This is a genomic window from Actinomadura flavalba DSM 45200, assembly GCF_000374305.1.
In the GTDB taxonomy this organism is placed as follows: Bacteria; Actinomycetota; Actinomycetes; order Streptosporangiales; family Streptosporangiaceae; genus Spirillospora; species Spirillospora flavalba.
In genome coordinates this window covers 225,973-251,030 of record NZ_KB894098.1, presented here as the reverse complement: position 1 = coordinate 251,030, position 25,058 = coordinate 225,973, and the positions used below count along the sequence as shown (strand labels likewise).

Sequence of the window (25,058 nt, the reverse complement as noted above, 5' to 3'; positions counted from 1 at the left end):
TCGACCATCGGGGGTCTCACCATGCGAACGGCGACGAAGCGGTCCACACCGCCCATCTCGGCTGCTGAGACGTGGCCCGGTGAGGGTCCGGGGCTCCGTAGACTGGGGGGCGTGATCTCCCGTATCGACCTGCGCGGCTCGCTCCCCGGCGACCTGCGCACCGTGCTGCCCCGCGCCGAACTCGACGTCGAGGCCGCCCTGGAGAAGGTGCGGCCCCTCTGCGAGGACGTCCGCCATCGCGGCGACGATGCCGTCCGGGAGTACACCCTCGCCTTCGACGGCGTCGCGATCGACCGCGTCCGCGTCCCCGCCGAGACGGTGCGCGCCGCCCTCGGCACGCTCGACCCGGCCGTCCGCGACGCGCTGGAGGAGTGCGTGCGGCGGGCCCGGCTCGTCCACCGCGACCAGCGCCGCACCGACGTCACCACGCGCGTCGTGCCCGGCGGCACCGTCACCGAACGGTGGATCCCCGTCGACCGCGTCGGCCTGTACGTGCCGGGCGGCCGCGCGGTGTACCCGTCGAGCGTCGTCATGAACGTCGTGCCCGCGCAGGAGGCCGGCGTCGGCTCGCTCGCCGTCACCTCGCCCGCCCAGAAGGACCACGGCGGCCTGCCGCACCCCGTCGTGCTCGCCGCGTGCGCGCTGCTCGGCGTCGACGAGGTGTACGCCGCGGGCGGCGCGCAGGCCGTCGCGATGCTCGCCTACGGCACCGGGGAGTGCCCCCGGGCCGATCTGGTCACCGGCCCCGGCAACGTCTACGTCGCCGCCGCCAAGCGGCTGCTCAAGGGCGTCATCGGCATCGACTCCGAGGCCGGGCCCACCGAGATCGCCGTCCTGGCCGACGCCACCGCCGACCCGGTCCACCTCGCCGCCGACCTGATCAGCCAGGCCGAGCACGACACGCTCGCCGCCGCCGTCCTCGTCACCGACTCGGTCCCGCTGGCCGAGGCCGTCGAGGACGAGCTGAAGGCGCAGGTGGCCCGCACCCGGCACACCGAGCGCATCACCGAGGCCCTCGCCGGGCGGCAGTCCGGCATCGTCCTGGTCGACGACCTCGACGCCGGTCTCGCCGTCGTCAACGCCTACGCCGCCGAGCACCTGGAGATCCAGACCGTCGACGCCGACGCCGTCGCCGGCCGGGTCCGCAACGCCGGGGCGATCTTCATCGGGCCGTACTCGCCGGTCTCCCTCGGCGACTACCTCGCCGGGTCCAACCACGTGCTGCCCACCGGCGGGTGCGCGTGCCACTCGTCGGGCCTGTCGGTGCAGTCGTTCCTGCGCGGCGTGCACGTCGTCCGCTACGACCGTGCCGCCCTCGCGGAGGCCACCGCGCGTGTGTCCGTCCTGGCCGACGCCGAGGACCTGCCCGCGCACGGCGCCGCGCTGCGCGCCCGCTTCGACTGGGAGATCCCGTCGTGACCTCGCTCTCCGACCTCCCCATCCGCGACGACCTGCGCGGCCGGGAGCCGTACGGGGCACCCCAGATCCAGGTGCCCTACGCGCTCAACACCAACGAGAACCCCTATCCGCCGTCCCCGGCGCTGGTCGCCGCGCTCGGCAAGGCCGTCGAGGAGGTCGCGGGCGGCCTCAACCGCTACCCCGACCGCGACGCCACCGTCCTGCGCGCCGAACTCGCCGACTTCCTCAACCTCGACACGCCCGGCGCCGGACTCACCGGCCGCCAGGTCTGGGCCGCGAACGGCTCCAACGAGATCCTCCAGCAGATCCTCCAGGCGTTCGGCGGGCCCGGGCGCACCGCGCTCGGGTTCGAACCGTCGTACTCGATGCACCCGATCATCACGCGGGTGTCGGGCACCGCCTGGGTCGACGCCGCCCGCGACGACGACTTCGGCCTCGACCCGGCCCGCGCCGTCGCCGCGATCGAGGAGCACCGCCCCGACGTGGTGTTCCTCACCTCGCCCAACAACCCGACCGGCACCGCGCTCGACCCGGCCGCCGTCGAGGCCGTCCTCGACGCCGCCCCGGGCATGGTCGTGGTCGACGAGGCGTACGCCGAGTTCCGCCGCGCGGGCACGCCGTCGGCGCTGACGCTGCTGCCGGGCCGTCCCCGGCTCATCGTCACCCGCACGATGTCCAAGGCGTTCGCGATGGCGGGCACCCGCGTCGGGTACCTGGCCGCCGATCCCGCCGTGATCGACGCGCTGCTGCTCGTCCGGCTGCCCTACCACCTGTCGGCGATCACCCAGGCGGTCGCCCGCACGGCGCTCGCCCACCGGGCCGAACTCCTCGGCACCGTCGACGCGCTCCGCGCCGAACGCGACGCCCTGGTCACGTGGCTGCGCGACCTCGGCCTCACGGTCGCCGCCTCCGACGCCAACTTCGTCCTGTTCGGCCACCTGCCCGACCGGCACCGCGTCTGGCAGACCCTGCTCGACCACGGCGTCCTCGTCCGCGAGGTCGGCCCGCCGGGCTGGCTCCGCGTCACCATCGGCACCCCCACCGAGATGACCGCCTTCCGCGCGGCGCTCCAGGCGGCACTGTGAGAGCCATCCCTGCCTCACTCGCGCCACCCGAGCATCCCGCTCTCACGGATACCTCGGGGCACCTTGAGGAAGGTAGGGCACTGTGAGCGGGCGTACGTCCGTCCGAGTGCGGGTGGGACGTGACGGGTGGCAGGGTGGTTCGCGGAGGCCGGGCGCGTGTGATGTCCGGTTCCGGAGCGGGGCCGGGGGCGTGGGGACGGTGAGGTTCGGTGGCGCCGGTGCGTGCGCCGGGAGCGAGTGGAGGTCCGGGAATGCGTAAGGGAAAGGTCGAGCGGGGGACGAAGGAGACGTCCGTGCTCGTCGAGATCGACCTCGACGGAACGGGCGAGGTCGACGTGGCGACCGGGGTCGGGTTCTTCGACCACATGCTCGCCCAGCTCGGCAAGCACGGCTCGTTCGACCTCACCGTCAAGACGCGGGGCGACCTGCACATCGACAGCCACCACACCATCGAGGACACCGCGATCGCGCTCGGGCAGGCGTTCCGGCAGGCGCTCGGCGACAAGGCTGGCATCCGCCGCTTCGCCGACGCGTCCATCCCGCTCGACGAGGCGCTCGCCCAGGTCACCGTCGACGTGTCCGGCCGCCCCTACCTGGTGCACTCCGAGCCCGGGGGCATGGCGCCGATGATCGGCCCCGAGTACGACACCACGATGACGCGGCACGTGCTGGAGTCGTTCGTGTCCAACGCGCAGGTCGCGCTGCACGTCCACGTCCCCTACGGCCGCAACGCGCACCACATCGTCGAGGCGCAGTTCAAGGCCCTGGCCCGCGCCCTGCGCGACGCCGTCGCGTTCGACCCGAAGGTCCACGGCATCCCCTCCACCAAGGGGGCGCTGTAGCCGTGGAGATCTTCGGCCTCGAACTCGGCTACGCCAACGTCCTGCTCCTCGGCCTCGCCCTGTTCCTGCTGGCCGGCGTCTACAGCTTCGTCCGTCAGGGCCTCAAGATCGCCGCGCTCGTCGTCGGCGTCCTCGCCGCCCTCGCGGCCACCGGGGGGCTCCTGTGGGGCTGACACACGGCGGCACGGTGGTGCCCGGACGCGCGAGTGCGTCGGCCTCGCGGATGAGCGCCCTCCCGCACCGCCCGGGTGTGCGCGGCGCCGAGCGCGTCGCGCCGGGGACGGGCGGGCAGGTCGGCGCGGGACAGGTCGGGATGGTGGTCGTGCGTGGGGGAGTGATGGGGACATGAGTCCGTCGATCGTCGTGCTCGACTACGGGTCGGGGAATCTGCGGTCGGCCGAGCGGGCCGTCGCGCGGCACGGTGCGGACGTCACCGTCACCGCCGACTGGGACGCCGCGCTGGAGGCGGACGGGCTCGTCGTGCCCGGCGTCGGGGCGTTCGCGGCGTGCATGGAGGGGTTGCGCGGAATCCGGGGCGAACAGATCATCGGGCGTCGGCTCGCCGGTGGCCGGCCGGTGCTCGGCATCTGCGTCGGCATGCAGATCCTGTTCGGGAAGGGCGTCGAGCACGGCGTCACCACCGAGGGCTGCGCCGAATGGCCCGGCACCGTCGAACGGCTCGACGCGCCCGTCCTGCCGCACATGGGGTGGAACACCGTGGACGTGCCCGAGGGGTCGGAGCTGTTCGCCGGTCTCGGCGCCGGCACCCGCTTCTACTTCGTGCACTCCTACGCCGTCCGCCGCTGGGAGCTGGAACCCGACCCGCTCGGCAACCTCACGCCGCCGCTGGTCACCTGGGCCGAGCACGGAGACCGGTTCGTCGCCGCCGTCGAGAACGGCCCCCTCTGCGCCACCCAGTTCCACCCCGAGAAGTCCGGCGACGCAGGCGCCCACCTGCTGCGCAACTGGCTCGGCACCCTACGCTGACCCACCCGCAAGACCGACCGCCCCACGCAGATCACCCACCGGCCCGCCGAAGGGAACGCCCGAAGCCGGAACCCCTCCCGGCCCTGGAAGCTCGGTCGAGTGAGCCGCACCCCGCCGAGCCGGGCGGGGTTGGGGCTGGGACAGGTAGGGACAGGCTGGAATAGGTAGGGACAGGCTGGCTCGGGTTGGGGCAGGCCCGCTCGGGTTGGGAGGATCGGGTGGCCGGGGTGTGACGGGCGGCCGGTGTTGTTCGTGTTCTGTTGGTTCGCTCGGCGGGTGCCGGGTGGTGAGTTGTGGAGACCAGACGATGACCTTGACGCTGCTTCCCGCCGTGGACGTCGCCGACGGCCAGGCCGTGCGGCTCGTGCAGGGCGAGGCCGGGACCGAGACCTCCTACGGCGCGCCGCTCGATGCGGCCCTGGCGTGGCAGAAGGCGGGCGCGGAGTGGATTCACCTCGTCGACCTGGACGCCGCGTTCGGACGCGGCGGCAACCGCGAGCTGCTCGCCGAGGTGACGGGACGCCTGGACGTGAAGGTCGAGCTGTCCGGCGGCATCCGCGACGACGCGTCGCTGGAGGCGGCCCTGGCCACCGGCTGCGAGCGCGTCAACATCGGGACCGCCGCGCTGGAGAACCCCGACTGGTGCCGGAAGATCATCGCCTCGCACGGCGACAAGATCGCCGTCGGCCTCGACGTGCGCGGCACGACGCTCGCCGCGCGCGGCTGGACCCGCGAGGGCGGCGACCTGTGGGAGGTCCTGGACCGGCTGGAGGCCGACGGCTGCCCCCGCTACGTCGTCACCGACGTCACCAAGGACGGCACCCTGCGCGGCCCCAACACCGACCTGCTGCGCGAGGTCTGCGCCCGCACCGACCGCCCGGTCGTGGCGTCCGGCGGCGTGTCGTCCCTGGACGACCTGCGCGCCCTCGCCGCGCTGACCGGCCTCGGCGTGGAGGGCGCGATCGTCGGCAAGGCCCTGTACGCGCAGGCGTTCACGCTCGAAGAGGCGCTGGCCGCCGTCGCGGAGGCCGCGAAGTGAGCGTCGCCGTCCGCGTCATCCCCTGCCTGGACGTCGACGCCGGGCGCGTGGTGAAGGGCGTCAACTTCCAGAACCTGCGCGACGCGGGCGACCCCGTCGAGCTGGCCCGCCGCTACGACGCCGAGGGCGCCGACGAGCTGACGTTCCTCGACATCACCGCGTCCAGCGCCGACCGTTCCACCACCTACGACGTCGTGCGCCGCACCGCCGAGCAGGTGTTCATCCCGCTCACGGTCGGCGGCGGCATCCGCACCGTGGAGGACGTGAACACGCTGCTGCGCGCCGGTGCCGACAAGGTGTCGATCAACACGGCGGCCATCGCGCGTCCGGAGTTCCTGCGCGAGGCCGCGCACCGGTACGGCTCGCAGTGCATCGTGCTGTCGGTGGACGCGCGCCGCGTCACCGACGGCACCGTGACGCCGTCCGGCTACGAGGTCACCACCCACGGCGGGCGGCGCGGCACCGGCATCGACGCGATCGAGTGGGCGCGCCGCGGCGAGGAACTGGGCGTCGGGGAGATCCTCCTGAACTCGATGGACGCGGACGGCACCAAGAACGGCTTCGACCTGGAGATGCTGGAACGCGTCCGCGCCGCGGTCCGCGTCCCGGTCATCGCCTCGGGCGGCGCGGGCCGCGTCGAGCACTTCGCCCCGGCGGTCGCCGCAGGCGCCGACGCCGTCCTCGCCGCCAGCGTCTTCCACTTCGGAGACCTCACCATCGGCGAGGTAAAAGCCTCCCTCCGAGCAGCAGGCGAACCCGTCCGCTGACCCACCCCAGCCCACCCCGCCCCCGACCGAGGAAACCACCGCACGAACACCACCCGCCCCGCACCCCCGACCACGGCAAACGCCGAGCTGGCCGAGCCGACATCTGCCCACGACCGGCCCGTCACGCCCGGCCACCGTCGGTATCGCTTGGGCGTGGCTCGTTCGTGGCGGGCGGAGGCCGGTGGTGACGTCTGCCCACGACTGGTTCGTCGCGGGCGGGCGTAGGCGGTGGTCATTGGGTGTGACGGGTCCGTGGTGGGCGAACACTGCTGGCGGAGGTTGAACGCGGCCGGTTCGTCGCGGGCGGTGGCGGTGCTCGTTCGTGGTGGGCGGGCGCCGGTGGTGGCGTCTGCCCACGGCCGGTTCGTTGGGGGCGGGCGTAGGCGGTGGTGGTTGGGTGCGGCTGGTCGTGGTGTGGCTTTGGGGTTGGTCAGGTGGTGAGGGTGCGTTCCAGGGGGGTGCGGAAGCGGGGGATGGTGCGGGTGGGGCCGTACCAGGTGGTGGTGGTGTGGGCGGCGGTCTCTAGGGCGGTGCGGGCCTCGGGGCCCGGGTCCTCTAGGAGGTGGAGGGCTATTTCGCCGTCGCGGCGTTGGGCCCAGCCGCCGACGACGCGGCCGTTCCACCAGAGGGTCGGGCCGATGTTGCCGTTGCGGTCGAACAGGGACGGGGCGTGCGGGCCGAGATACCAGTCGCGGGACTTCCAGCCCATCGGCGTCGGGTCGAGGGCGGGCAGCAGGGCCGCCCACGGCTCGGGTTCCGGGACGGGGTCGGTGTCGTCGGCCAGGACGAGGCCCGGGGTGCCGTCCAGATCGACCGGGACGGTGTCGACGCGCGTCAGCGCGGCCTTCACGTCGCGCTGCGACCAGCCCGTCCACCACGCCAGGTCGGCCAGGGGCGCGGGGCCGAACCGCTCCAGCCAGCGCCGGACGAGCGCCGCCCGCGCGTCCTCGACGGACATGTCCGGAATGCCGCCGGGAATCCACTCCTCGACGGGCGCCCACACGTACTGGCTGCTGGCCCACGAGCCGTTGGGGCGCCCCCGCACCGCCCGCCCCTCGACGCCGAGCGTGACGAGCACCCACGTGGTGATGCTCGCCGGCCGCGAATAGGACTTGCCGGGCGCGGGGTCGACCATCGTGCGCAGCGCGGGCACCTCGGCGGAGAGCTGCGCGCCCGTCGCGGACCCGCGCGCGACGAGCGCCGCGTGCGCGGCGTCGGCGGCGGCGTCGAAGAACGCCTCGGCGTCCGGAATGCCCGCCTTGGCGAGCAGGCCGCTATAGGTGCGGCGCTGTTTGGCGACGAGCGCGTCCGCGCTGGCGGCCTGGAACATCGGCACGTCCTCGACGGGCACGACGAACATCGTGCGCCGCATCGCGAGCATCCGCAGCAGCGTCCGGTCGTCGTAGAGCGCCGCCGACACGTCCCCGGGCGTCAGCCCCCGCGTCCGCGCCGCGACCGACAGGTACACGGTCGCGGGATCGGTGGCGTGCAGGGCGACGAGCGAGCGCGCCACCTCCGCCGGGCCGGGTGCGGGCGCGGCGAGCCGGTGCCGGACGCCGAGCCGGGCGCGCCGCTGGTCGGCGCCGATGTGCAACATACGCGCAGGCTAGCGCCCGCCGGTGACAGTTCCGGGCTCAGTTCTCGCCCTCCTCGCCGCCGTCACCGCCGCCGCCCGCGCCGTGGTCGACACGGACGACGACCTGCTCGGCGGTCACCGACTGCACGGCGACGTTGAAGCCCTCGGCCTCGCCCTCACCGCCCCTCGGCACCGTGATCTGCTGCCCGGCGATGCGGAGCGTGACCATGTTGCCCTGCACGCCGACCAGCTCGGCCTTCACGCCGAGGATCGACGCGCTGGCCTGCACACCGCGCTGGAACGTGACCGTGCAGGCGTTGAGGTCGCAGGACGTCGAGGCGTTCTCGCCGCCGCACGCGGCGACGGTCGCGAGGGGGAGCGCGAGGAACGGCAGCACGGCGAGGCGCCGCCGCAGAGAGGTGACCATGCCGCCGATCCTAACCGCCGTGGTGCCGGTCCCCGTGGTCGATCCGGCCGCCGAGGTCGGCGCGCAGCCCCTCCAGCACGGCGGGGGTGCCGACGGCGACCCACCGCGTCCCGACGAGGTAGGTGCCGCCCCACGGCTTGGCCTCCCGGAGCCACGCCGCCTGGCCCTGGTCGGTGGTGAAGCCGACGAGCGTGTACCGGCCCCGGGACGTCGAGCACGATCCCTGCCGCAGCTCCTCGGCGCCCCGGGAGCCGTTCAGCGAGCAGCCCGTCCGGGCGGCGAGCTGCTCGATCGTCGCCGGAGCCCCGGCGGCGGGCGTTCCGGCCGAGCAACCGGCGAGCGTGAGCACGGCGACGACGGCGCCGGTCAGGTGCGAGGGGGCCATGGCGTCCTCCGGGAGACGGGATGTCACCGGCAGGTACGCGGCGGGGGAGCCGGGAGGTTCAGAGGAGCCGGGCGGCGGCGGTGGCGCGGATGCCGGGGTCCTCGGCGGCGTCGTGGTGCAGGCGGCGCAGGCGGGTGGTGGTGTCGGGCGTGCGGGGGGCGGTCTGCGCGGCGATCTCGCGGACGGCCTCCTCGGCGTCCCACAGGCCCTCGGTGGTGAACGCCTCGGCGGTGTGCGGTGCGGTGCGGGCCAGCGCGGTCAGGACGCGGGGACGCAGATAGGAGTACTCCGACTCGGTCCACGCCGATTTCAGCAGCGGGACGGACTCGCCCGCGCGCAGCCGTCCCAGGCCCTCGATGGGCGACGCCGCCGAACCCCACGCCCGCCCGGTCAGCGCGGTGTCCAGGGCCGTCATGAGCAGCGGGATGTCCTGCCGGGTGCCGTGCCGGGCGAGGATGTCGAGGCCGAGGGCGTCCAGGCCGTGCGCGGACCCCGGTGACGCGGCCCAGATCCGCGCCCGGGGGACGGTCCGCGGCCCGCAGCCGCGCAGCGCGCGGGCGACGGCGCCGCCCCAGCGGCTCGGCCGCAGCGGCGCGAACTCCTCGGCGAGGTCGAGCAGGGCGGGGGAGCGGCGGCGGCCCAGCTCGAAGATCGCGGGCATGGCGTCGTCGCCGCGTCCGGACGCCATCGCGTGCAGGACGTCCTCGGGCAGCAGCGAGAGACCGGCCGGGCCCGGCGCGGGCCGGGGGACGAGCGTCCGGTCCCGGTTGCGGCTCAGCGCGGCGGCGATGCGCGGCTGCCGGGCCGCCCACGACGCGAAGACCGGGTTGTCGGGGTCGCGCAGCAGCCAGAACAGGTCGTCCTCGTCGCAGCGGGCGGCGACGAGCCCGTCCAGCCCGGCGGTGAGCGACGGGTCGCCGAGGTCCGCGAGGATCTCCAGCGCGTCGGACCAGTGCGTGCCGTCCTCGGCGTACCGGCGCAGGATCGCGGCGGACTCGCGGCGGCTGAGCCGCACCAGATCACCGAGGACGCACAGCGTGAGCCAGCCGCGGTCGGCGTCGGAGCCGGCGGCGTCGGCGGGGTCGAACAGGTGGTCGGCCAGGGGGCCGGCGGGCAGTTCGAGGTCGACGATGAGGCGCGCGTAATAGAGCCCGCGTTCCTCGCACTGGGCGTCCCAGCGCGGGTCGCGGCGGACGCAGTCGTACACGTACTCGCCCGCCCCGCGCGAGGCGGCGGCACGCCGCGCCGCCCGGCCGAGCCCTCGCTGCAACTGACCGTGCAGCGTCGTCGAAGATTCCCGCATGACCTCGTTGCTCACCCTGCCAGAATGCGCAGGCGAGCAGATATCGGGCAAGTGCTTTCCCGGGTTCCCGTGCGGCCGAACCCGGACCTGTGCGCGCTCACAGCGCCCGCTGCGCGGTCCAGGACGCGTACAGGTCCGCGTACACGCCCGGCACCGCCGCCAGCTCGGCGTGCGCGCCGCGCTGCACGATCCGGCCCCGGTCGAAGACGATCACCTCGTCGGCGGCCTCGGCCGTCGAGAGCCGGTGCGCGATCGCGACGGCCGTCCGGCCGCGGGTGAGCCCGTCCAGGGCCCGCTGGATGCGGACCTCCGTCGCCGGGTCCACCGCCGACGTCGCCTCGTCCAGCACGAGCAGGTCGGGGTCGGCCACGTAGGCGCGGGCCAGCGCGACGAGCTGCCGCTCGCCCGCCGACAGCGACTCGCCGCGCTGCCCGACGGGCGTGTCCAGCCCGCGCGGCAGCCCGTCCAGCCAGTCGCCCAGGCCCAGCTCGCGGACGGCGGCGGCCAGGTCGGCGTCGGTGGCCCCGGGACGCCCATAGCGGATGTTGTCGGCCAGCGAGGCGTCGAACAGGAAGCCGTCCTGCGGCACCATGACGATCCGCTCCCGCAGCGACGAGAACCGCACCTCGTCCAGCGGCACCCCGTCCACCAGGACGCGCCCCGACGCCGGGTCCATCAGCCGCGTCAGCAGCTTGGCGAACGTCGTCTTGCCCGACCCGGTCTCGCCGACGACGGCGATCCGCGCCTGCGGCGCGATCGTCGCGGACACCCCGTGCAGGACGGGCGGCCCGCCCGGATAGGCGAACCCGACGTCCTCGAACCGCACCTCGATCGGCCCGCGCGGCAGCGACCGCCCCGCCTCGCCGGGGTCGGCAACGTCCGGCTCGGTGTCCAGGACGCCGAGCACCCGCCGCCAGCCCGCGATGGCGTTCTGCGCCTCGTTGAGGATCTCCGTCGCGGCCTGCATCGGGCTGACGAACAGCGTCACCAGGAACAGGAACGCGACCAGCTCCCCGGCGGTCAGGTGCCCGCCGATGCCCAGCAGCGTCCCGGCGACGACGACCGCCGCCGTCGCCAGCGCCGCGACCAGCTCGCTCGCGGGGAACGTCATCGCGACGAGCCCCTGCGCGCGCGTCTGCGCGGACCGGGCCGCGTCCACGGTGGTGTCGACCTTGGCGGCGGTGCGGTCCTCGGCGCCGTACGCGCGGATCACCGGCGCGCCCACCACCGACTCGCTGACGGCCGCGAGCAGGTCCGCCATCCGCTCGCGGACGCGCGTGTACGCGCGGGAGATGATCCGCTGGATGAGCCGCAGCGCGTACATCAGCGGCAGGAACGACACCCACACCAGCAGCGCCAGCGGCCACGAGTACACGAACATCAGCACGCTGGCGATGAGGAGCTGCCCCACCGACATGATCATCATCAGCCCGCCCCACTGCATGAACTGGCTGATCTGGTCGACGTCGCCGGTCACCCGCGACACCAGCGAACCGCGCCGCTCCCCGCCCTGGGTGAGCATCGACAGGTCGTGCACGTGCCGGAACGCCCGCACGCGCAGCGCCGCCAGGCCCGTCTCCGACGTCCGGTACAGGCGCACGTTCATCAGGTAGGCGCAGCCGGCCGTCAGCAGCACCGCCACCGCGCACACCAGCACCATCGTGCGGATGAACGCCACGTCGGGGCCGCCCTCGCCGGTCAGGCCACGGTCGACGGTCTGCTGCACGGCGACGGGCACGACGAGCCGTCCCGCCGTGGCCAGCAGCGCCAGGACGAGCGTCATCGGCAGGCCCGCGCGGAACTCGGGGTTCAGCCGCAGCCCGCGCGCCAGCGTGCGGACCGCGCCCTCGTCCCGCGCCGCCTCGCTCAGCGTCGTCGTCTTCTCCGGCCGTTCGGTCACGGCGGTCATCGCGGCCCCTCCTGGTCGTGCGGGCCGAGCGCGTCGGCGGTGGGTCCGGTGCCGCGGCGGTGCGCGGGCCGTCCGGGTACGGCGGTCATCGCAGCGCCTCCTCGTCGTTCAGGCCGACGTCGTCGCCGGTGTCGCGTTCGGCGCGCTCGTAGGCGTTGACGAGACGGCGGTAGCCGGGGGAGCGGGTCACCAGGTCGGCGTGCGGGCCGCGCCCGGCGACGCGGCCGTGCTCGATGTAGACGACCTCGTCGGCCAGCGCGATCGTCGCCTTGCGGTAGGCGACCACCACGACGGTCGTGTCCGCGCCCGCCCCGTCGCGCAGCCCCGCCAGGATGCGCGCCTCCACTTGCGGGTCGACGCTGGAGGTGGCGTCGTCCAGGACGAGCAGCCGGGGCCGCCGGACCAGCGCGCGGGCCAGCGCCAGGCGCTGCCGCTGGCCGCCCGACAGGGTCATGCCCCGCTCGCCGACCTGCGTGTCCGCGCCGTGCGGCAGCGCCGCGACGAACCCGTCGGCCTGCGCGAGCCGCAGCGCCTCCCAGACCCGCTCGTCCGGGACGTCCAGGCCGAGCGTGACGTTGCCGCGCACGGTGTCGTCGAACAGGAACGTCTGCTGCGGCACCAGCGCCGCGCTCGCCGCCAGCCCGCCGCGCCGCACGTCGCGCACGTCCACGCCGTCCAGCAGCACGTTCCCGCCCGCCGGGTCGACCAGCCGCACCAGCAGCGACGTCAGCGTCGACTTGCCCGACCCGGTCGGCCCGACGACGGCGATCGTGCGGCCCGGCTCGGCCGCGAACGACACCGCGTGCAGGACGTCGGCGCCGTCGGCGTACCCGAACCGCACCTCGCTGACCTCCAGCCGGGCCGCGCCGTCGCCGCCGGCCTCCCGCTCACCGAACGGCAGCGAGCCGCCCGCGTCCAGCACGCCGCGCACCCGCCGCCAGCCGACGACGCTGCGCGGCACGTCCGCCAGCACCCAGCCGAGCGCCCGGATCGGCCACGCCAGCAGCGTGAACAGGTAGGCGACGCTGACCAGGCCGCCCGCCGTCAGCGCGCCCGACTCCAGCCGGACCGACCCGACGACGAGCACCGCGAGCACGCCCAGGTTCGGCAGCGCCTCCAGCAGCGGGTCGAGCATGCCGCGCACCCGCCCGACCGCGATGTTGGCGTCGCGCAGCCGGTCGGCGCGCTCGGCGAACCGGGCGGTCTCGGACGTCTCGCGGCCCAGCGTCTTGACGACCAGACCGCCCTCGAAGCTCTCGTGCGCGACCTCGCTCACCTCGGCCCGCAACTGCTGCGCCCGCGCCGCGATCGGCGCCAGCTTGCGCTGGTAGACCAGGTTCAGCACCGCGATGGCCGGGAAGACGAGGAAGCCGACGGCGGCCAGCGCCGGGTCGACCAGCACGATCGACACCGCCGCGATCACCAGCATCGCGACGACGCCCACGGCCATCGGCAGCGGCGCCAGCGGCGCCCAGGACGCCTCCACGTCGGCGTTGGCGTTGGACAGCAACTGGCCGGTCGGGTGCTTCTGGTGCCAGGCCAGCGGCAGCCGCAGGTACTGGCGCGTCACGGCCCGCCGGTAGCGGGCCTGCATCCGGTACTGCATGAGCCCGGCGAAGAACCGCCGTCCGGCGACGCCGAGCGCCTTGAGCAGCGCGACGCCGAGGATCGCCGCCGCCGCGCCCGACAGCGCGCCCGCCGTCGTGCGCCCCTCGGCGAACGCGGGCAGCACGACGTCCTCGGTCGCCCAGCCGAGCACCTGCGCGGTGCCCACGGTCATCGCCGCGTACAGGGCGCTGGCCAGCACCGCCAGCGCGAAGACGCGCGGCTCGGCCCTGATCGCCACCCCGATCACCCCGAGGCCCTCGCGCAGCATGCGCGGACTGACGCGGCGGGACGGTGGCGGCACGGCGTACTCCTCGGCTCGACGGCGAAACGGGCCGCGACGGCCCGGCCGCCGCGCGGCGCGCGGTCAAGCCGGGGTCGGGGCCCGGTAATGCCTACCACCGGCGGAGGCCCGATATTCCCGGGGTGCGGGTCCGGCGGGCGCCCGCCTACGATCGAAGGATGAGCGAGAGCCGATCCGCCGGGCCCGCGCGAGCGCCCCGTCCGGCCCAGGCCGAACGGGCGCTGCTCTGCGACGCGCTGACCGAGCGGGGCCCCGCGGCCCCGACCGAGTGCGCGGGCTGGACCACCGCCGACCTGGCCGCGCACCTGGTCGTCCGGGAGGGCCGGCCCGACGCGGCGCCGGGCATCCTGCTGCCGCCGCTGGCCCGGTACACCGAGCGGGTCCGGCGGCGGACGGCCGCGCGGGTGCCGTTCGACGAGCTCGTCGAACGCGTCCGGCAGGGGCCGCCCCGGTTCTCCCCGTACCGGGTTCCGGTCGTGGACAATAATGCCAACACGGTCGAGTTCTTTGTGCATCACGAGGACGTGCGGCGGGCAAGCGCCCAGTGGGAGCCGCGCGAGCTGACGTCGGAGCTGGAACAAGCGTTGTGGGCTCGTATCAAAATTGCCCGGTTTGTCCTAAGAAATGTGCCGGTAGAGGTCAACTTGGTGCGTCCGGACGGCCGTGCCGCCCGCGTTGCGCGCGGACGCCGCGGACCCTCCGCCGGATCGGTCCGCGTGCACGGCCCCGTAGGCGAACTCGTCCTGTGGGCACTGGGCCGCACGGACGTCGCACGCGTGCGTCCCACCGGTCCGACGGCGGCGGTCAACGCCCTTACCGAGGCCGGTTGGGGCCTTTAACCGGGGGTTCGCCCGGAGGTGAATCCGAGGCGTCCCCACTCCTGCGATTTCGGTGGAACCGGTGATACGGTGGTGCCGTCGGTTGCAGTCGTGGTTCTCGATCGTTTGGTAACGCCCGCGGACTGATGGCAGCGGGCGTTTTGGCTTTTCCGGGACCGTACGGGGGGCGAGAGCGTTCCGCGCGACCGCGGGGTCCGCGAGGTGTGGGCCCAGGTTTTGCCGCAAGGAGAAAGACATGCCCCAGCAGGGCACCGTGAAGTGGTTCAACGCCGAGAAGGGCTTCGGATTCATCGCCGTGGACGGCGGCGGGCCGGACGTCTTCGTGCACTACTCGGCGATCCAGAGCTCCGGGTACCGCACGCTGGACGAGAACCAGCGCGTCCAGTTCGAAGTGACGCAGGGTAACCGGGGACCGCAGGCCGACCAGGTCGTCCCCCTGTAACACCCGAAGCCGTACGTCAGGGCCCGTGCTCCGCTCCCGGTGCGCGGGCTCTTACGTGTCCCGGCCCGGCCCGGGCGCGTCCGCCGCCCGCACGCGGCACAATGGGGGGCATGTCCGCTCGCCCGTCCAATCTGGACCCCAAGATCGCCGAACGCCTCAAGCGCGACCCGAACGGCCTCGTCCCGGCCATCGCCCAGCAGTACGACACCGGTGAGGTGCTCATGCTCGGCTGGATGGACGACGAGGCCCTGCACCGCACGCTGACCACCGGCCGCTGCACGTACTGGTCGCGCAGCCGCCAGGAGTACTGGGTCAAGGGCGAGAGCTCGGGCCACCAGCAGTGGGTCAAGTCGGTCGCGCTCGACTGCGACGCCGACGCCGTCCTGGTGAAGGTCGACCAGATCGGCGGCGCCTGCCACACCGGCGACCGCACCTGCTGGGACGCCGACGTCCTCCCCGCCACCGTGGGCGAACGGCCCACCGCCTCGTCGTGAGCCCCGGCCCGCCCGAGACCGGCGCGGACCGGCGGCCGATGAGCGCCGGCCGGGAACGGGGGCTGACGGCCCTGCTGTGCGCGGCGGGGGCGGGGCTCACGCTGCTCGCCGCCGGACGCGCCTGGGCCACCGTCACCGCGAAGAACGCCATCACGCCGTTCACGCTCGACGTCACCGGCGGCGACCTCGGGGCGACGGCGGGGGCGCTCGGCTGGGCCGCGCTCGCCGGGCTGGCCGCGCTGTTCGCCGTCGGCGGCCGGGGGCGGGCCGTGGTCGGCGCGCTGCTGGCCGCGTTCGGGGCCGGGATCGTGTGGGCGAGCGTCACCGTGACGGGCCGCGCCGACATCCTCGCCGCCGCCGGAGACCGGAGCGCGCTCCTGCGGCTCGGGTCGGCGCCCGAGGTGGCGACGTCCCCGTGGTGGCTGGTGTCGGCGGCCGGCGGCGTCTTCGTGGCGACCGCCGGGATCGTCACGCTCGTCCGGGGACGGCGCTGGCCGGGCCTGTCCGCGCGCTACGAGCGCCGCGCCGCCGCCCCGCGCGACGACGCCGACCCCGCCGCCCTCTGGAAGTCGCTCGACCGGGGCGAGGACCCGACCGCCGCCCCGCCGGACCGCGCGGCGCGGCCGTGACCACCGGCGACGACCGGCCCGTGCTGGTCCTGGTGGCCGAGCACGAGCCCGCCGTCGCGGAGCTGCAACGCCGCTACCTGGCCCGCGAGGGCCTGGAGGTCGAGCTGGAACGCGACCCGGCGCGGGCGCCCGGCACGTGCGCGCGGCTGCGGCCGGACGCCGTCGTCCTCGACCTGTCCACCGCGGCCCGGCCCGCCGAGCTGTACCGGCGGGTGACCGAGGCGGCCCGCCCGGCGCCGGTCGTCGTCCTGGTCCCGACGCCCGAACCCGCCGCGCGCGGCATCGGCGACGTCCGGGTGACCCGGCCGTTCGCGCCGCGCGTCCTCGTCGCGGCGGTGCTGGCGGCGCTGCGCGGCGACACCGCCGCGCCCCCCGCCGAGCCCCTGCGCGCCGGTGGTCTCGCCGTCGATCCGGTGACGCGCACCGCCCGCGTCGGGGACCGGCCGCTCGCCCTCACCTCCACCGAGTACGACCTGCTGGAACACCTCATCGGCCACCCCGGCCGCGTCTTCACCCGCGAACAGCTCCTCGCCGCCGCCTGGTCCGCCGGCGCCGGGTCGGGCAGCCGCACGGTCGACGTCCACGTCGCCCAGCTCCGCGCCAAACTCGGCACCGGCAACCCCATCCGCACCGTCCGCGGCGTCGGCTACGTCCTCGACGCCTGACGACCGTCCCGCACCACACCGCCGCCGGACAACCGGCCAGGCCGTGCGGTTCCGGCCGCGCCGGGTCATGGGCGGCGCGGCGGCGCTGATCGGCGCGGGGATGGCTAGGTTGGGGACATGGACGGGGTCGTGCGGGGGAGCCGGTGGCGGGTGGCTGGGCCGGTCTCGGTCGCGGCCGGGGTGGTCGCCGGAGTGATCCTCGTCGCGTCCGTCGACCCTCATGAACCCGGGCATTACCCCACATGCCCGGCGCTCGCGCTGACCGGGTGGTACTGCCCGGGGTGCGGTGGGCTGCGGATGACGAACTCACTGGCGCACGGGGACCTCGGCGCCGCGTTCGGGTCCAATCCGCTGCTGGTGCTGCTGCTTCCCCTCGCCGTCTACCTGTGGGGACGCTGGACGTGGGCGTCGGCGCGGGGGGAGCGGCTGCGCGATCCGCTGCTGCGTCCGGTCGTCGGCGGCGTCCTGGCCGTCGTGTTCGTCGTGTACTGGATCGTCCGCAATCTTCCGTTCGGGCACGCGCTCGCCCCGTGACCCGGCCGGGCCGCCCCGCCGTCGGGGACCGTCCGCGCGCATGGATACGATCGACCGACGGATCGCCGGAACTAGGGGGCCAGACCGCGTGAGCGTGCTCGACGAGATCATCGACGGCGTACGTGCCGATCTCGCCGAAAGGCAGCGAGAGACGTCGCTCGACTCGCTCAAGGCGAAGGCGGCGCAGGCCCCGCCGCCCCGCGACGCCCTCGGCGCCCTGCGCGGCCAGGGCGTCGGCGTGATCGCCGAGGTCAAGCGCAGCAGCCCGTCCAAGGGCGCCCTCGCCGCCATCGCCGACCCGGCCGCGCTCGCCCGCGACTACGAGGCCGGCGGCGCCAAGGTCATCAGCGTCCTCACCGAGCGGCGCCGCTTCGGCGGCAGCCTGGACGACCTGGCCGCCGTCCGCGCCAGCGTCGACATCGCCGTCCTGCGCAAGGACTTCATCGTCACCGCCTACCAGCTCTGGGAGGCCCGCGCCCACGGCGCCGACGTCGCGCTGCTCATCGTCGCGGCCCTCGAACAGGACGCCCTGGTCTCGCTCGTCGAGCGCGCCGAGTCGCTCGGCCTGCTGCCGCTCGTCGAGGTCCACACCGAGCAGGAGGTCGAGCGCGCCCTCGACGCCGGGGCCAAGGTCCTCGGCGTCAACGCCCGCGACCTGAAGACCCTCAAGGTCGACCGCGACACCTTCGCCCGGCTCGCCCCCCTCATCCCCAAGGACGTCGTCAAGATCGCTGAATCGGGCGTGCGCGGCCCGCACGACCTGCTCGCCTACGCGGGCGCCGGGGCGGACGCCGTCCTGGTCGGTGAGAGCCTGGTGCGCGGCAAGGACCCGCGCGCCGCCGTCGCCGACCTGGTCGCCGCGGGCGCGCACCCCGCGCTGCGGCAGGGCAACTGATCGGGAAGCGGTACGCTGTGGACATGCCGATGGAGCCGCTGCACGAGCGATGGCGGGCCGTCCTGACGTCGTCATAGACCAGGCACCGCCCTCCATCACCCTTGACAGGACGCACTCCCATGACCACCGAAACCGCGCCCGGCTCCGCCGTGCCCGCGACCGTTCCCGACGCCTCCGGCCACTTCGGCGTCTTCGGCGGCCGGTTCGCCCCCGAGGCCCTGATGGCCGCGCTGGACGAGCTGACCGTCGCCTTCACCGCCGCCCGCGAGGACCCCGAGTTCGTCGCCGAGCTGAACGGCCTCCTGCGCGACTACGCCGGACGGCCCAGCCTGCTCACCGAGGCCCGCCGCTTCTCGCGGGAGGCGGGCGGCGCCCGCGTGCTGCTCAAGCGCGAGGACCTCAACCACACCGGCTCGCACAAGATCAACAACGTGCTGGGGCAGGCGCTGCTCGCCCGCCGCATGGGCAAGACGCGGCTCATCGCCGAGACCGGCGCCGGGCAGCACGGCGTCGCCACCGCGACCGCCGCCGCCCTGTTCGGCTTCGACTGCACCGTGTTCATGGGCGCCGTCGACACCGAGCGCCAGGCCCTCAACGTCGCCCGGATGCGGATGCTCGGCGCCGAGGTCGTCCCGGTCCAGACCGGCAGCCGCACCCTCAAGGACGCCTGCAACGAGGCGTTCCGCGACTGGGTCGCCAGCGTCGAGCACACGCACTACTGCGTCGGCTCCACCATGGGCCCGCACCCGTTCCCGATGATGGTCCGCGACCTGCACCGCATCATCGGCGTCGAGGCCCGCGAGCAGGTCCTGGCCCTCACCGGGCGCCTGCCCGACGCCGTCCTCGCCTGCGTCGGCGGCGGTTCCAACGCCATCGGCGCCTTCCACGCCTTCATCCCGGACGAGTCCGTCCGCCTCATCGGCTTCGAGGCCGCCGGCGACGGCGTCGAGACCGGACGGCACGCCGCCACCGTCTCCGGCGGCTCGATCGGCGTCATCCACGGCATGCGCACCTACCTCCTCCAGGACGACGAGGGCCAGACGATCGAGTCCCACTCGATCTCGGCCGGCCTGGACTATCCCGGCGTCGGCCCCGAGCACTCCTGGCTGCACGACACCGGCCGCGCCGAGTACCGGCCCGTCACCGACGCCGAGGCGATGGAGGCGTTCGCGCTGCTGTGCCGCACCGAGGGCATCATTCCGGCCATCGAGTCCGCGCACGCCCTGGCCGGGGCGCTCAAAGTCGGCCGCGAGCTCGGCCCCGACGCCACGCTCGTCGTGTGCCTGTCGGGCCGAGGCGACAAGGACATGCACACCGCCGCCGGGTACTTCGGCCTGATGCCCGAGGAGAACGACCAGTGAGCGGCACCGGCGTCACGTCCGCCTACGACCGGGCCCGCGGGGAAGACCGCGCCGCCCTCGTCGGCTACCTGCCCGCCGGGTTCCCGTCCGTCGAGGGGGCCAAGGAGGCCGCCGTCGCGATGGTCGAGTCCGGCTGCGACGTCATCGAGATCGGGCTGCCCTACAGCGACCCGATGATGGACGGCCCCACCATCCAGGACGCCGTGCACCGCGCCCTCACCGGCGGCGCCCGCCTCGCCGACGTGTTCGCCACCGTCGAGGCCGTCGCCGCGACCGGGGCGCCCACGCTGGTCATGACGTACTGGAACCCCGTCGACCGGTACGGCGTCGAGCGGTTCGCCCGCGACCTCGCCAACGCGGGCGGGGCCGGGCTGATCACGCCCGACCTCACGCCCGAGGAGGCCGGGCCCTGGCTGGAGGCCGCCGACGCGCACGACCTCGACAAGGTCTTCCTCGTCGCGCTCAGCTCCACCGACGAGCGCATCGAGAAGATCACGAGCGTGTGCCGGGGCTTCGTGTACGCGGCGTCGCTGATGGGCGTCACCGGCGCCCGCAGCGCCATCGACACCGGCGCGCCCCGGCTCGTCGAGCGCACCCGCACCATCATCGACAAGTCCGGCTCCGGCCTGCCCGTCGGTCTCGGCCTCGGCGTCGGCACCGGCGCCCAGGCCGCCGAGGTCGCCGGGTTCGCCGACGGCGTCATCGTCGGCTCGGCGTTCATCCGCCGCCTGCTCGACGCCCCCGACGCCCGCTCCGGCCTGGACGGCGTCCGCGCCCTCACCGCCGAGCTGGCCGAGGGCGTCCGCGCCGGACGCGTCCGCTGACGGAGGGTAAAACCCGGCGCGTATCGAACGCGAACCTTATCGGTGGTCCCCTAGGCTGAACTCCGGCCGGTGGCGGTGCGTCCGTCCCGGCCGGAGACCACCGGCAGGAACGCGGGAGGATGGCGATGGTGCAGCACGTCGAGGCGCCCGGTGACGAGGCGCAGGGTTCGCCGCGGGCGACCCCGCACGCGCGCTGGTTCGCGCCGGTCGCCTGGGTCCTCACCCTGGCCGGGCTGGGAATCTCCGCGTACCTCACGGTGTCCCACTACGACGAGGGCGCGCTGATCTGCTCCACGACCGGCGCGGTCGACTGCCACGCCGTGACGACGAGCGAGTTCTCCACCCTGCTCGGCATACCCCTGCCGCTGCTGGGCCTGGCGTTCTTCGTCGGGTTCGCCGTCCTCGTCACCCCGCCCGCGCTGCGGTCGCCGTCCCCGCTGTTGCGCTGGGGCCGGCTGGCGTCGGTGTGCGCGGGCGTCCTGTTCGTCGTGTACCTGGTCACCGCCGAGTTCCTGCTCGGCAAGATCTGCCTGTGGTGCACCGGGGTGCACGCCATCACTATCCTGCTGTTCGTCCTTGTCCTGTCCGACGAGTTCCGGCGTATCGGCCAGCTCGACTGATTCCCGTCGAGCCGGTGGCCGCTCTGCGCGCCCGAGGAGAGTTCCATGAGCAAGGCCGCACGTGAGCGGTCCGCGCGGGAGAAGCTGGCCGCCGAGCGCAAGCGCCAGGCCGCGCGACAGAAGCAGCAGCGGCTGCTCGGCATCGTCATCGGCGCGGTGGTGGCGATCGCCGCCGTCGTGGCCGTCACGGTGGTCGTCCTCGACCAGCGCGGCAAGCGCGACCAGACGGCCGCCGCCTACACGGGCCCGCAGGCACCGCTGACCCGTCAGGACGACGGCTCGGTCGTCATGGCCAAGGCCGGAGTGAACGCTCCGACGCTGGAGATCTTCGAGGACTTCCAGTGCCCGGCCTGCAAGGCGTTCGAAGAGGCCAACGGCAAGACGATCAAGGAGCTGGCGGCCGAGGGCAAGGTGAAGGTCGTGTTCCGGCCCTTCCACCTGTTCAATCAGCAGCAGGACCCGATCAAGGGCAACTCGCTGCGGTCGGCGGCGGCGGCGCTGTGCGTCCCGGCGCCGCAGTGGCTGTCGTACCACGACGCGCTGTTCGAGTTCCAGCCGCGCGAGGGCTCGAAGGGCTTCGCGCCCGACGACCTCGTCGCCTGGGGCAAGGACGTCGGCGTCAACGACGCCGGGTTCGAGAAGTGCGTCCGCGACGAGCAGAAGAAGCCGCAGGTCGACCAGATGACCAAGTACGCGCTGGAGGAGCGGGGCGTCACCGGCACTCCGTCGGTCTACCTGAACGGCACCAAGCTCAGCGACCAGCAGATGTCAGACGTGCGCGGCGCCGTCGAGGCCGCCGCCGCGGCCAAGTAGCACCCGCCCGTCCCTCGGGGGCGTGCCCGCGTTCGCGGGCACGCCCCCGAGGCGTTTCCGGATCGTGCCGGACGGCGGCCCGGACAGGCCGCCGAAGGCGGTAACGTCATCGCTCATGCACCCGGTCGCATCCATCCCGAGCCCGGCGCAGGGCGTCTGGCACCTCGGGCCGTTCCCGCTCCGCGCGTACGCGCTCATGATCATCGTCGGCATCATCGTCGGGGTGTGGCTCGGCGAGCGGCGCTGGGCGGCCAAGGGCGGGCAGCCCGGCTTCGTCGTGGACGTCGCGGTGTGGGCGGTGCCGTTCGGGCTGCTCGGCGGCCGGCTCTACCACGTGATCACCGACTGGCAGCGGTACTTCGGTGCGGACGGCGACCCGGTGCGGGCGCTGAAGATCTGGGAGGGCGGCCTCGGCATCTGGGGCGCCGTGATCATGGGCGGGGTGGGCGCCTGGATCGCGTGCCGCCGCCGGGGCGTGTCGATCATGGCGTTCGGGGACGCGGTCGCACCGGGCATCGCGCTCGGCCAGGCGATCGGCCGCTGGGGCAACTACTGGAACCAGGAGCTGTACGGGCGTCCGCTGAACGCGCCGTGGGCGCTGGAGATCGACGTCGAGCACCGGCCCCGGCTGGCCGACGGCGCGCTCGACCCGCAGTACGCCGACGTCGCCACCTACCACCCGACGTTCCTGTACGAGTCGCTGTGGTGCGTCGGCGTGGCGGTGCTCGTCATCTGGGCCGACCGCCGCTGGAAGCTGACGCACGGCCGGGCGTTCGCGCTGTACGTCGCGGGCTACACCGCCGGGCGCTTCTGGATCGAGTGGCTGCGCATCGACGACGCCCACCACGTCCTCGGCCTGCGCCTCAACGACTGGACCGCGCTGATCATCTTCCTCGGCGCCGTCGCCTACCTGTACTGGGCCCGGAACAAGACGACCCCGGAGGCGGTCGGCGCGGCCCCCGCCGACCCGGAGCCGGGCACGAACGAGGACACCGATCCGGAAGACCAGTCGCCCCGACCGGCCGACGCGGATGCCGCCGAACCCACCGACGAGAAAGCCAAGCCCCCCGCGATCAAGCCCGACGAGCCGAACGACACGCGCGCGGCCAAGACGGACGAGCCGGTCGACGACCCTGGGGCCAAGCCAGAGAAGCCGGTCGACGTGCGTGCGGCCAAGGCGGATGAGCCGGTCGATAACCCCGGGGCCAAGTCCGAGAAGCCGGTCGACGGGTCTGCGGCCAAGGCCGGTGAGTCGGATGACGCGCGCGTGGTCGAGGCGGATGTGCCGGACGGCGCGCGTGTGGTCGAGGCGGCTGAGCCGGTCGACGGGCCTGCGGCCAAGGCGGGCGAGTCGGATGACGCGCGCGTGGCCAAGGCGGACGTGCCGGTCGACGGGCCTGCGGCCAAGGCCGACGATACGGACGGCGTGCCTGTGGCCAAGGCGGATGAGCCGGACGACGCGCATGTGGCCAAGGCGGCTGAGTCGGTCGACAACCCCGGGGCCAAGGCCGAGGAGCCGGACGACGCGCGTGCGGACAGGGCCGTCGAGCCGGTCGACGAGCCTGTCGCCGAAGCCGGGGAGCCGGACGGCGCGCGTGTGCGAGAGGGCGCTGATTCCACCGCCGGGGCTGACGGGCCGGTCGGTGCGTCCGGGGAGAAGGCCGGTGCGGGTGACGAGGCGGTGGGTGCGCCCTCCGTTGCCGCTTCGCCGGGGAATGGCGCGGCCGCCATCGAGCCCATCGAGGACCCTGCCGCCAAGGGCGACGGGGACGTCGAGAAGCCTTCCGGCGGGGACGTCGGGGCGTCGGGGGAGTCCGTGGGCAAGGCCCGGGGCGGGTCTGTGAAGGGCGAAGGCTGAGGGCTCGCGTGCAATACGGAGGAATCGCCCTTTTGGGCGCGGCCGGGCCGGGGCGAGCGCTAGGCTCACGTCTGTGATCGAGGCACGTGGCGCGGGTTCGGGCGCGGGAACTGACAGCCCTCCGGGCAGGAGGAACGGCGGGCGCGAGGGCGGCGCCAAGCCGAAGCTGCTGTTCGGTGCCACGGCGCTGGTCGTCGTGCTGGCGCTGGCGGCCGGGGCCGTGTTCCTGCTGGGCGGCGGCGACGATAAGGCCGCCGGGCCGCCGCCCGAACAGCGGATCGAGCCGACCGCCTACACGCCCGACTTCGGGGACGAGGGCACGACGGCGATCGCCAAGCGCGCCGCCGACCCCCGCGAGCTGACCGTCGAGGAGGTGTTCGGCGCCGACACCAAGACCGTCAAGGGCGGCGGGCTCACCTTCGCCCTCACCGGCACGCACCTCAGCAAGGACTGCAAGGCCGTCTCCTGGGGCGCCGTCCTCCAGCAGGACCTGGCCAAGGCGCAGTGCCGCGCGATCGTGCGCGGCGCCTACCTCAGCGCGGACAAGCGCTTCAGCGGACAGTTCATCGCGATCGACCTGGCCGACGCCGCGGGCGTGCAGCAGATCCTGCGTTCGCTCGACCCCGCCAACGGCGCCGGATTCGTGCTGCCGCTGAACCCCGAGGGCGCCCCGCCGTTCGTGAAGGGCTTCAGCTCGGCGTTCGCGCAGGCGCGCGGCCATTACGCGGTCCTGGCCTGGGTGCAGAAGGCTGGCGGCGCCGACCCCGCGTCCCTGAACGAACTCCTGGAGGCGAGCCTCCCCATCGAGTACCCGGTCGACTTCGTGTGGGTCCGGGTCCAGATGGCCGACGGACGCCGCTGACCCGTGCGGCACGACGATCGCGACCGCGCCCCACGCCGCCCGGCCGCTCGCCGCGATCCCGGCGACCGCCCCTCCACCGGCCGCGATCCCGCACGACGCGACCCAGTCGACCGCGCACCCACCCGCCGCGACGCCCCGGGCCGCAACACCCCAGGCCGAGAACCCACCGGACACGACCCCGCGCGCCGCGAGACCAGCGACCGCGCCTCCACGGGCCGCGCGTCGGTCGGCCGCGATGCCCCGCGCCGGGAACCCGCCGGACACGATCCCGCGAGGCGCGATCCAGGCGACCGCGCCCCCACTGGCCGCGCGCCGGTCGGCCGCAGTTCCCCAGGCTTGGAATCCGCCGGACACGATCCCGCGCGCCGCGAGTCCGGCGACCGCGCGCCCTCTGGCCGCGCCCCGTCCGCCCGCGACGCCTCCGGCCGGGAACCCGCCGGGCGTGGCCCCGCGAGGCGCGAGACCAGCGACCGCGCCTCCACGGGCCGCGCGTCGGTCGGCCGCGATGCCCCGCGCCGGGAACCCGCCGGACACGATTCCGAGCGGCGCGATCCCGGCGACCGCGCCTCCACCG

Annotated in this window: 26 protein-coding genes; 20 read left to right on the top strand and 6 right to left on the bottom strand. The window is 74.4% G+C overall.

What is annotated here, in order from left to right; all coding sequences use genetic code 11:
• The first annotated feature begins 111 nt into the window (after window positions 1-111).
• The 7 genes from hisD to hisF all read left to right on the top strand — a co-directional run bounded on the left by hisD (window position 112) and on the right by hisF (window position 6,139).
• Window positions 112-1,419 (top strand): histidinol dehydrogenase, encoded by a 1,308-nt coding sequence (gene hisD, locus C229_RS0121805; protein WP_018657233.1) that lies wholly within the window; start codon window positions 112-114, stop codon window positions 1,417-1,419.
• Window positions 1,416-2,504 carry a histidinol-phosphate transaminase gene (locus tag C229_RS0121800; RefSeq protein ID WP_018657232.1) on the top strand — a complete coding sequence of 363 codons (1,089 nt, stop codon included), beginning with the start codon at window positions 1,416-1,418 and terminating at the stop codon, window positions 2,502-2,504. The genes hisD and C229_RS0121800 overlap by 4 nt, the downstream gene beginning before the upstream one ends.
• 251 nt (window positions 2,505-2,755) lie before the next feature.
• The gene (gene hisB, locus C229_RS0121795) at window positions 2,756-3,346 is read left to right on the top strand and encodes an imidazoleglycerol-phosphate dehydratase HisB (RefSeq protein ID WP_026314039.1); all 591 of its coding nucleotides are present in this window, start codon (window positions 2,756-2,758) and stop codon (window positions 3,344-3,346) included.
• Window positions 3,347-3,348: 2 nt separating this feature from the next.
• Window positions 3,349-3,519, top strand: coding sequence for a hypothetical protein (locus tag C229_RS34730; RefSeq protein WP_018657230.1), 171 nt, complete (start codon window positions 3,349-3,351; stop codon window positions 3,517-3,519).
• A 172-nt stretch (window positions 3,520-3,691) separates the two neighbouring features.
• Window positions 3,692-4,333 carry an imidazole glycerol phosphate synthase subunit HisH gene (gene hisH / locus C229_RS0121785; RefSeq protein WP_018657229.1) on the top strand — a complete coding sequence of 214 codons (642 nt, stop codon included), beginning with the start codon at window positions 3,692-3,694 and terminating at the stop codon, window positions 4,331-4,333.
• Between the two features lie 307 nt (window positions 4,334-4,640).
• Entirely contained in the window at window positions 4,641-5,372 is a 732-nt protein-coding gene (gene priA, locus C229_RS0121780; protein WP_018657228.1) for a bifunctional 1-(5-phosphoribosyl)-5-((5-phosphoribosylamino)methylideneamino)imidazole-4-carboxamide isomerase/phosphoribosylanthranilate isomerase PriA, read from the top strand.
• Entirely contained in the window at window positions 5,369-6,139 is a 771-nt protein-coding gene (gene hisF, locus C229_RS0121775) for an imidazole glycerol phosphate synthase subunit HisF (protein WP_018657227.1), read from the top strand. Before priA ends, hisF begins: the two co-directional genes overlap by 4 nt.
• A 430-nt stretch (window positions 6,140-6,569) precedes the next feature.
• On the opposite strand, the gene C229_RS0121770 is transcribed toward hisF, so the two are convergent.
• The 6 genes from C229_RS0121770 to C229_RS0121740 all read right to left on the bottom strand — a co-directional run bounded on the left by C229_RS0121770 (window position 6,570) and on the right by C229_RS0121740 (window position 13,615).
• Window positions 6,570-7,736: a winged helix DNA-binding domain-containing protein gene (locus C229_RS0121770; protein ID WP_018657226.1), complete on the bottom strand. Its 1,167-nt coding sequence runs from the start codon at window positions 7,734-7,736 to the stop codon at window positions 6,570-6,572.
• Between the two features lie 37 nt (window positions 7,737-7,773).
• A complete protein-coding gene (locus tag C229_RS0121765) occupies window positions 7,774-8,142 on the bottom strand; it encodes a hypothetical protein (RefSeq protein WP_018657225.1) in 369 nt (122 codons plus the stop codon).
• Window positions 8,143-8,152: 10 nt separating this feature from the next.
• Entirely contained in the window at window positions 8,153-8,527 is a 375-nt protein-coding gene (locus C229_RS0121760) for a hypothetical protein (protein WP_018657224.1), read from the bottom strand.
• Window positions 8,528-8,585: 58 nt separating this feature from the next.
• Entirely contained in the window at window positions 8,586-9,845 is a 1,260-nt protein-coding gene (locus C229_RS0121755) for a hypothetical protein (protein WP_240487365.1), read from the bottom strand.
• An 82-nt stretch (window positions 9,846-9,927) separates the two neighbouring features.
• Complete coding sequence (locus C229_RS0121750) at window positions 9,928-11,739, bottom strand: ABC transporter ATP-binding protein (protein WP_018657222.1); 1,812 nt, start codon at window positions 11,737-11,739, stop codon at window positions 9,928-9,930.
• Between the two features lie 85 nt (window positions 11,740-11,824).
• Window positions 11,825-13,615 (bottom strand): ABC transporter ATP-binding protein, encoded by a 1,791-nt coding sequence (locus tag C229_RS0121740; protein ID WP_033424673.1) that lies wholly within the window; start codon window positions 13,613-13,615, stop codon window positions 11,825-11,827.
• Window positions 13,616-13,806: 191 nt separating this feature from the next.
• Between C229_RS0121740 and C229_RS0121735 the strand changes: the two genes are divergently transcribed.
• The 13 genes from C229_RS0121735 (at window position 13,807) to C229_RS0121675 (ending at window position 24,484) form a co-directional block, all read left to right on the top strand.
• The gene (locus C229_RS0121735) at window positions 13,807-14,487 is read left to right on the top strand and encodes a TIGR03085 family metal-binding protein (protein WP_018657219.1); all 681 of its coding nucleotides are present in this window, start codon (window positions 13,807-13,809) and stop codon (window positions 14,485-14,487) included.
• A 235-nt stretch (window positions 14,488-14,722) separates the two neighbouring features.
• Entirely contained in the window at window positions 14,723-14,929 is a 207-nt protein-coding gene (locus C229_RS0121730) for a cold-shock protein (protein ID WP_018657218.1), read from the top strand.
• A 110-nt stretch (window positions 14,930-15,039) separates the two neighbouring features.
• On the top strand, window positions 15,040-15,423 hold the full coding sequence (hisI, locus tag C229_RS0121725) for a phosphoribosyl-AMP cyclohydrolase (RefSeq protein ID WP_018657217.1): 384 nt from the start codon (window positions 15,040-15,042) through the stop codon (window positions 15,421-15,423).
• 38 nt (window positions 15,424-15,461) lie between these two features.
• A complete protein-coding gene (locus C229_RS0121720; protein ID WP_033424672.1) occupies window positions 15,462-16,052 on the top strand; it encodes a Trp biosynthesis-associated membrane protein in 591 nt (196 codons plus the stop codon).
• A complete protein-coding gene (locus tag C229_RS0121715; RefSeq protein ID WP_018657215.1) occupies window positions 16,049-16,717 on the top strand; it encodes a winged helix-turn-helix transcriptional regulator in 669 nt (222 codons plus the stop codon). Before C229_RS0121720 ends, C229_RS0121715 begins: the two co-directional genes overlap by 4 nt.
• 117 nt (window positions 16,718-16,834) lie before the next feature.
• Window positions 16,835-17,251: a DUF2752 domain-containing protein gene (locus tag C229_RS35840; protein WP_026314036.1), complete on the top strand. Its 417-nt coding sequence runs from the start codon at window positions 16,835-16,837 to the stop codon at window positions 17,249-17,251.
• Between the two features lie 88 nt (window positions 17,252-17,339).
• The gene (gene trpC, locus C229_RS0121705; protein WP_018657213.1) at window positions 17,340-18,146 is read left to right on the top strand and encodes an indole-3-glycerol phosphate synthase TrpC; all 807 of its coding nucleotides are present in this window, start codon (window positions 17,340-17,342) and stop codon (window positions 18,144-18,146) included.
• 119 nt (window positions 18,147-18,265) lie between these two features.
• Window positions 18,266-19,507, top strand: a complete 1,242-nt coding sequence (gene trpB, locus C229_RS0121700) for a tryptophan synthase subunit beta (RefSeq protein WP_018657212.1) — start codon at window positions 18,266-18,268, stop codon at window positions 19,505-19,507.
• Window positions 19,504-20,331: a tryptophan synthase subunit alpha gene (gene trpA / locus C229_RS0121695; RefSeq protein WP_018657211.1), complete on the top strand. Its 828-nt coding sequence runs from the start codon at window positions 19,504-19,506 to the stop codon at window positions 20,329-20,331. Before trpB ends, trpA begins: the two co-directional genes overlap by 4 nt.
• A 125-nt stretch (window positions 20,332-20,456) precedes the next feature.
• The gene (locus tag C229_RS0121690; RefSeq protein ID WP_155884984.1) at window positions 20,457-20,951 is read left to right on the top strand and encodes a vitamin K epoxide reductase family protein; all 495 of its coding nucleotides are present in this window, start codon (window positions 20,457-20,459) and stop codon (window positions 20,949-20,951) included.
• A 45-nt stretch (window positions 20,952-20,996) separates the two neighbouring features.
• Window positions 20,997-21,764, top strand: a complete 768-nt coding sequence (locus C229_RS0121685) for a DsbA family protein (protein WP_018657209.1) — start codon at window positions 20,997-20,999, stop codon at window positions 21,762-21,764.
• A 196-nt stretch (window positions 21,765-21,960) separates the two neighbouring features.
• Window positions 21,961-23,622: a prolipoprotein diacylglyceryl transferase gene (lgt, locus tag C229_RS35055; RefSeq protein ID WP_240487364.1), complete on the top strand. Its 1,662-nt coding sequence runs from the start codon at window positions 21,961-21,963 to the stop codon at window positions 23,620-23,622.
• Window positions 23,623-23,695: 73 nt separating this feature from the next.
• Window positions 23,696-24,484 (top strand): hypothetical protein, encoded by a 789-nt coding sequence (locus C229_RS0121675; protein WP_018657207.1) that lies wholly within the window; start codon window positions 23,696-23,698, stop codon window positions 24,482-24,484.
• Window positions 24,485-25,058: the final 574 nt, after the last annotated feature.

What these genes read in the sequence shown, in the direction of transcription:
- hisB (WP_026314039.1), top strand. Translation starts at nt 2,756, where the DNA reads ATGCGTAAGGGAAAGGTCGAGCGGGGGACGAAGGAGACGTCCGTGCTC.
- hisH (WP_018657229.1), top strand. Translation starts at nt 3,692, where the DNA reads ATGAGTCCGTCGATCGTCGTGCTCGACTACGGGTCGGGGAATCTGCGG.
- priA (WP_018657228.1), top strand. Translation starts at nt 4,641, where the DNA reads ATGACCTTGACGCTGCTTCCCGCCGTGGACGTCGCCGACGGCCAGGCC.
- C229_RS0121770 (WP_018657226.1), bottom strand. Translation starts at nt 7,736, where the DNA reads ATGTTGCACATCGGCGCCGACCAGCGGCGCGCCCGGCTCGGCGTCCGG.
- C229_RS0121765 (WP_018657225.1), bottom strand. Translation starts at nt 8,142, where the DNA reads ATGGTCACCTCTCTGCGGCGGCGCCTCGCCGTGCTGCCGTTCCTCGCG.
- C229_RS0121760 (WP_018657224.1), bottom strand. Translation starts at nt 8,527, where the DNA reads ATGGCCCCCTCGCACCTGACCGGCGCCGTCGTCGCCGTGCTCACGCTC.
- C229_RS0121750 (WP_018657222.1), bottom strand. Translation starts at nt 11,739, where the DNA reads ATGACCGCCGTGACCGAACGGCCGGAGAAGACGACGACGCTGAGCGAG.
- C229_RS0121740 (WP_033424673.1), bottom strand. Translation starts at nt 13,615, where the DNA reads ATGCTGCGCGAGGGCCTCGGGGTGATCGGGGTGGCGATCAGGGCCGAG.
- C229_RS0121735 (WP_018657219.1), top strand. Translation starts at nt 13,807, where the DNA reads ATGAGCGAGAGCCGATCCGCCGGGCCCGCGCGAGCGCCCCGTCCGGCC.
- C229_RS0121730 (WP_018657218.1), top strand. Translation starts at nt 14,723, where the DNA reads ATGCCCCAGCAGGGCACCGTGAAGTGGTTCAACGCCGAGAAGGGCTTC.
- hisI (WP_018657217.1), top strand. Translation starts at nt 15,040, where the DNA reads ATGTCCGCTCGCCCGTCCAATCTGGACCCCAAGATCGCCGAACGCCTC.
- C229_RS0121720 (WP_033424672.1), top strand. Translation starts at nt 15,462, where the DNA reads ATGAGCGCCGGCCGGGAACGGGGGCTGACGGCCCTGCTGTGCGCGGCG.
- C229_RS35840 (WP_026314036.1), top strand. Translation starts at nt 16,835, where the DNA reads ATGGACGGGGTCGTGCGGGGGAGCCGGTGGCGGGTGGCTGGGCCGGTC.
- trpB (WP_018657212.1), top strand. Translation starts at nt 18,266, where the DNA reads ATGACCACCGAAACCGCGCCCGGCTCCGCCGTGCCCGCGACCGTTCCC.
- C229_RS0121690 (WP_155884984.1), top strand. Translation starts at nt 20,457, where the DNA reads ATGGTGCAGCACGTCGAGGCGCCCGGTGACGAGGCGCAGGGTTCGCCG.
- C229_RS0121685 (WP_018657209.1), top strand. Translation starts at nt 20,997, where the DNA reads ATGAGCAAGGCCGCACGTGAGCGGTCCGCGCGGGAGAAGCTGGCCGCC.
- lgt (WP_240487364.1), top strand. Translation starts at nt 21,961, where the DNA reads ATGATCATCGTCGGCATCATCGTCGGGGTGTGGCTCGGCGAGCGGCGC.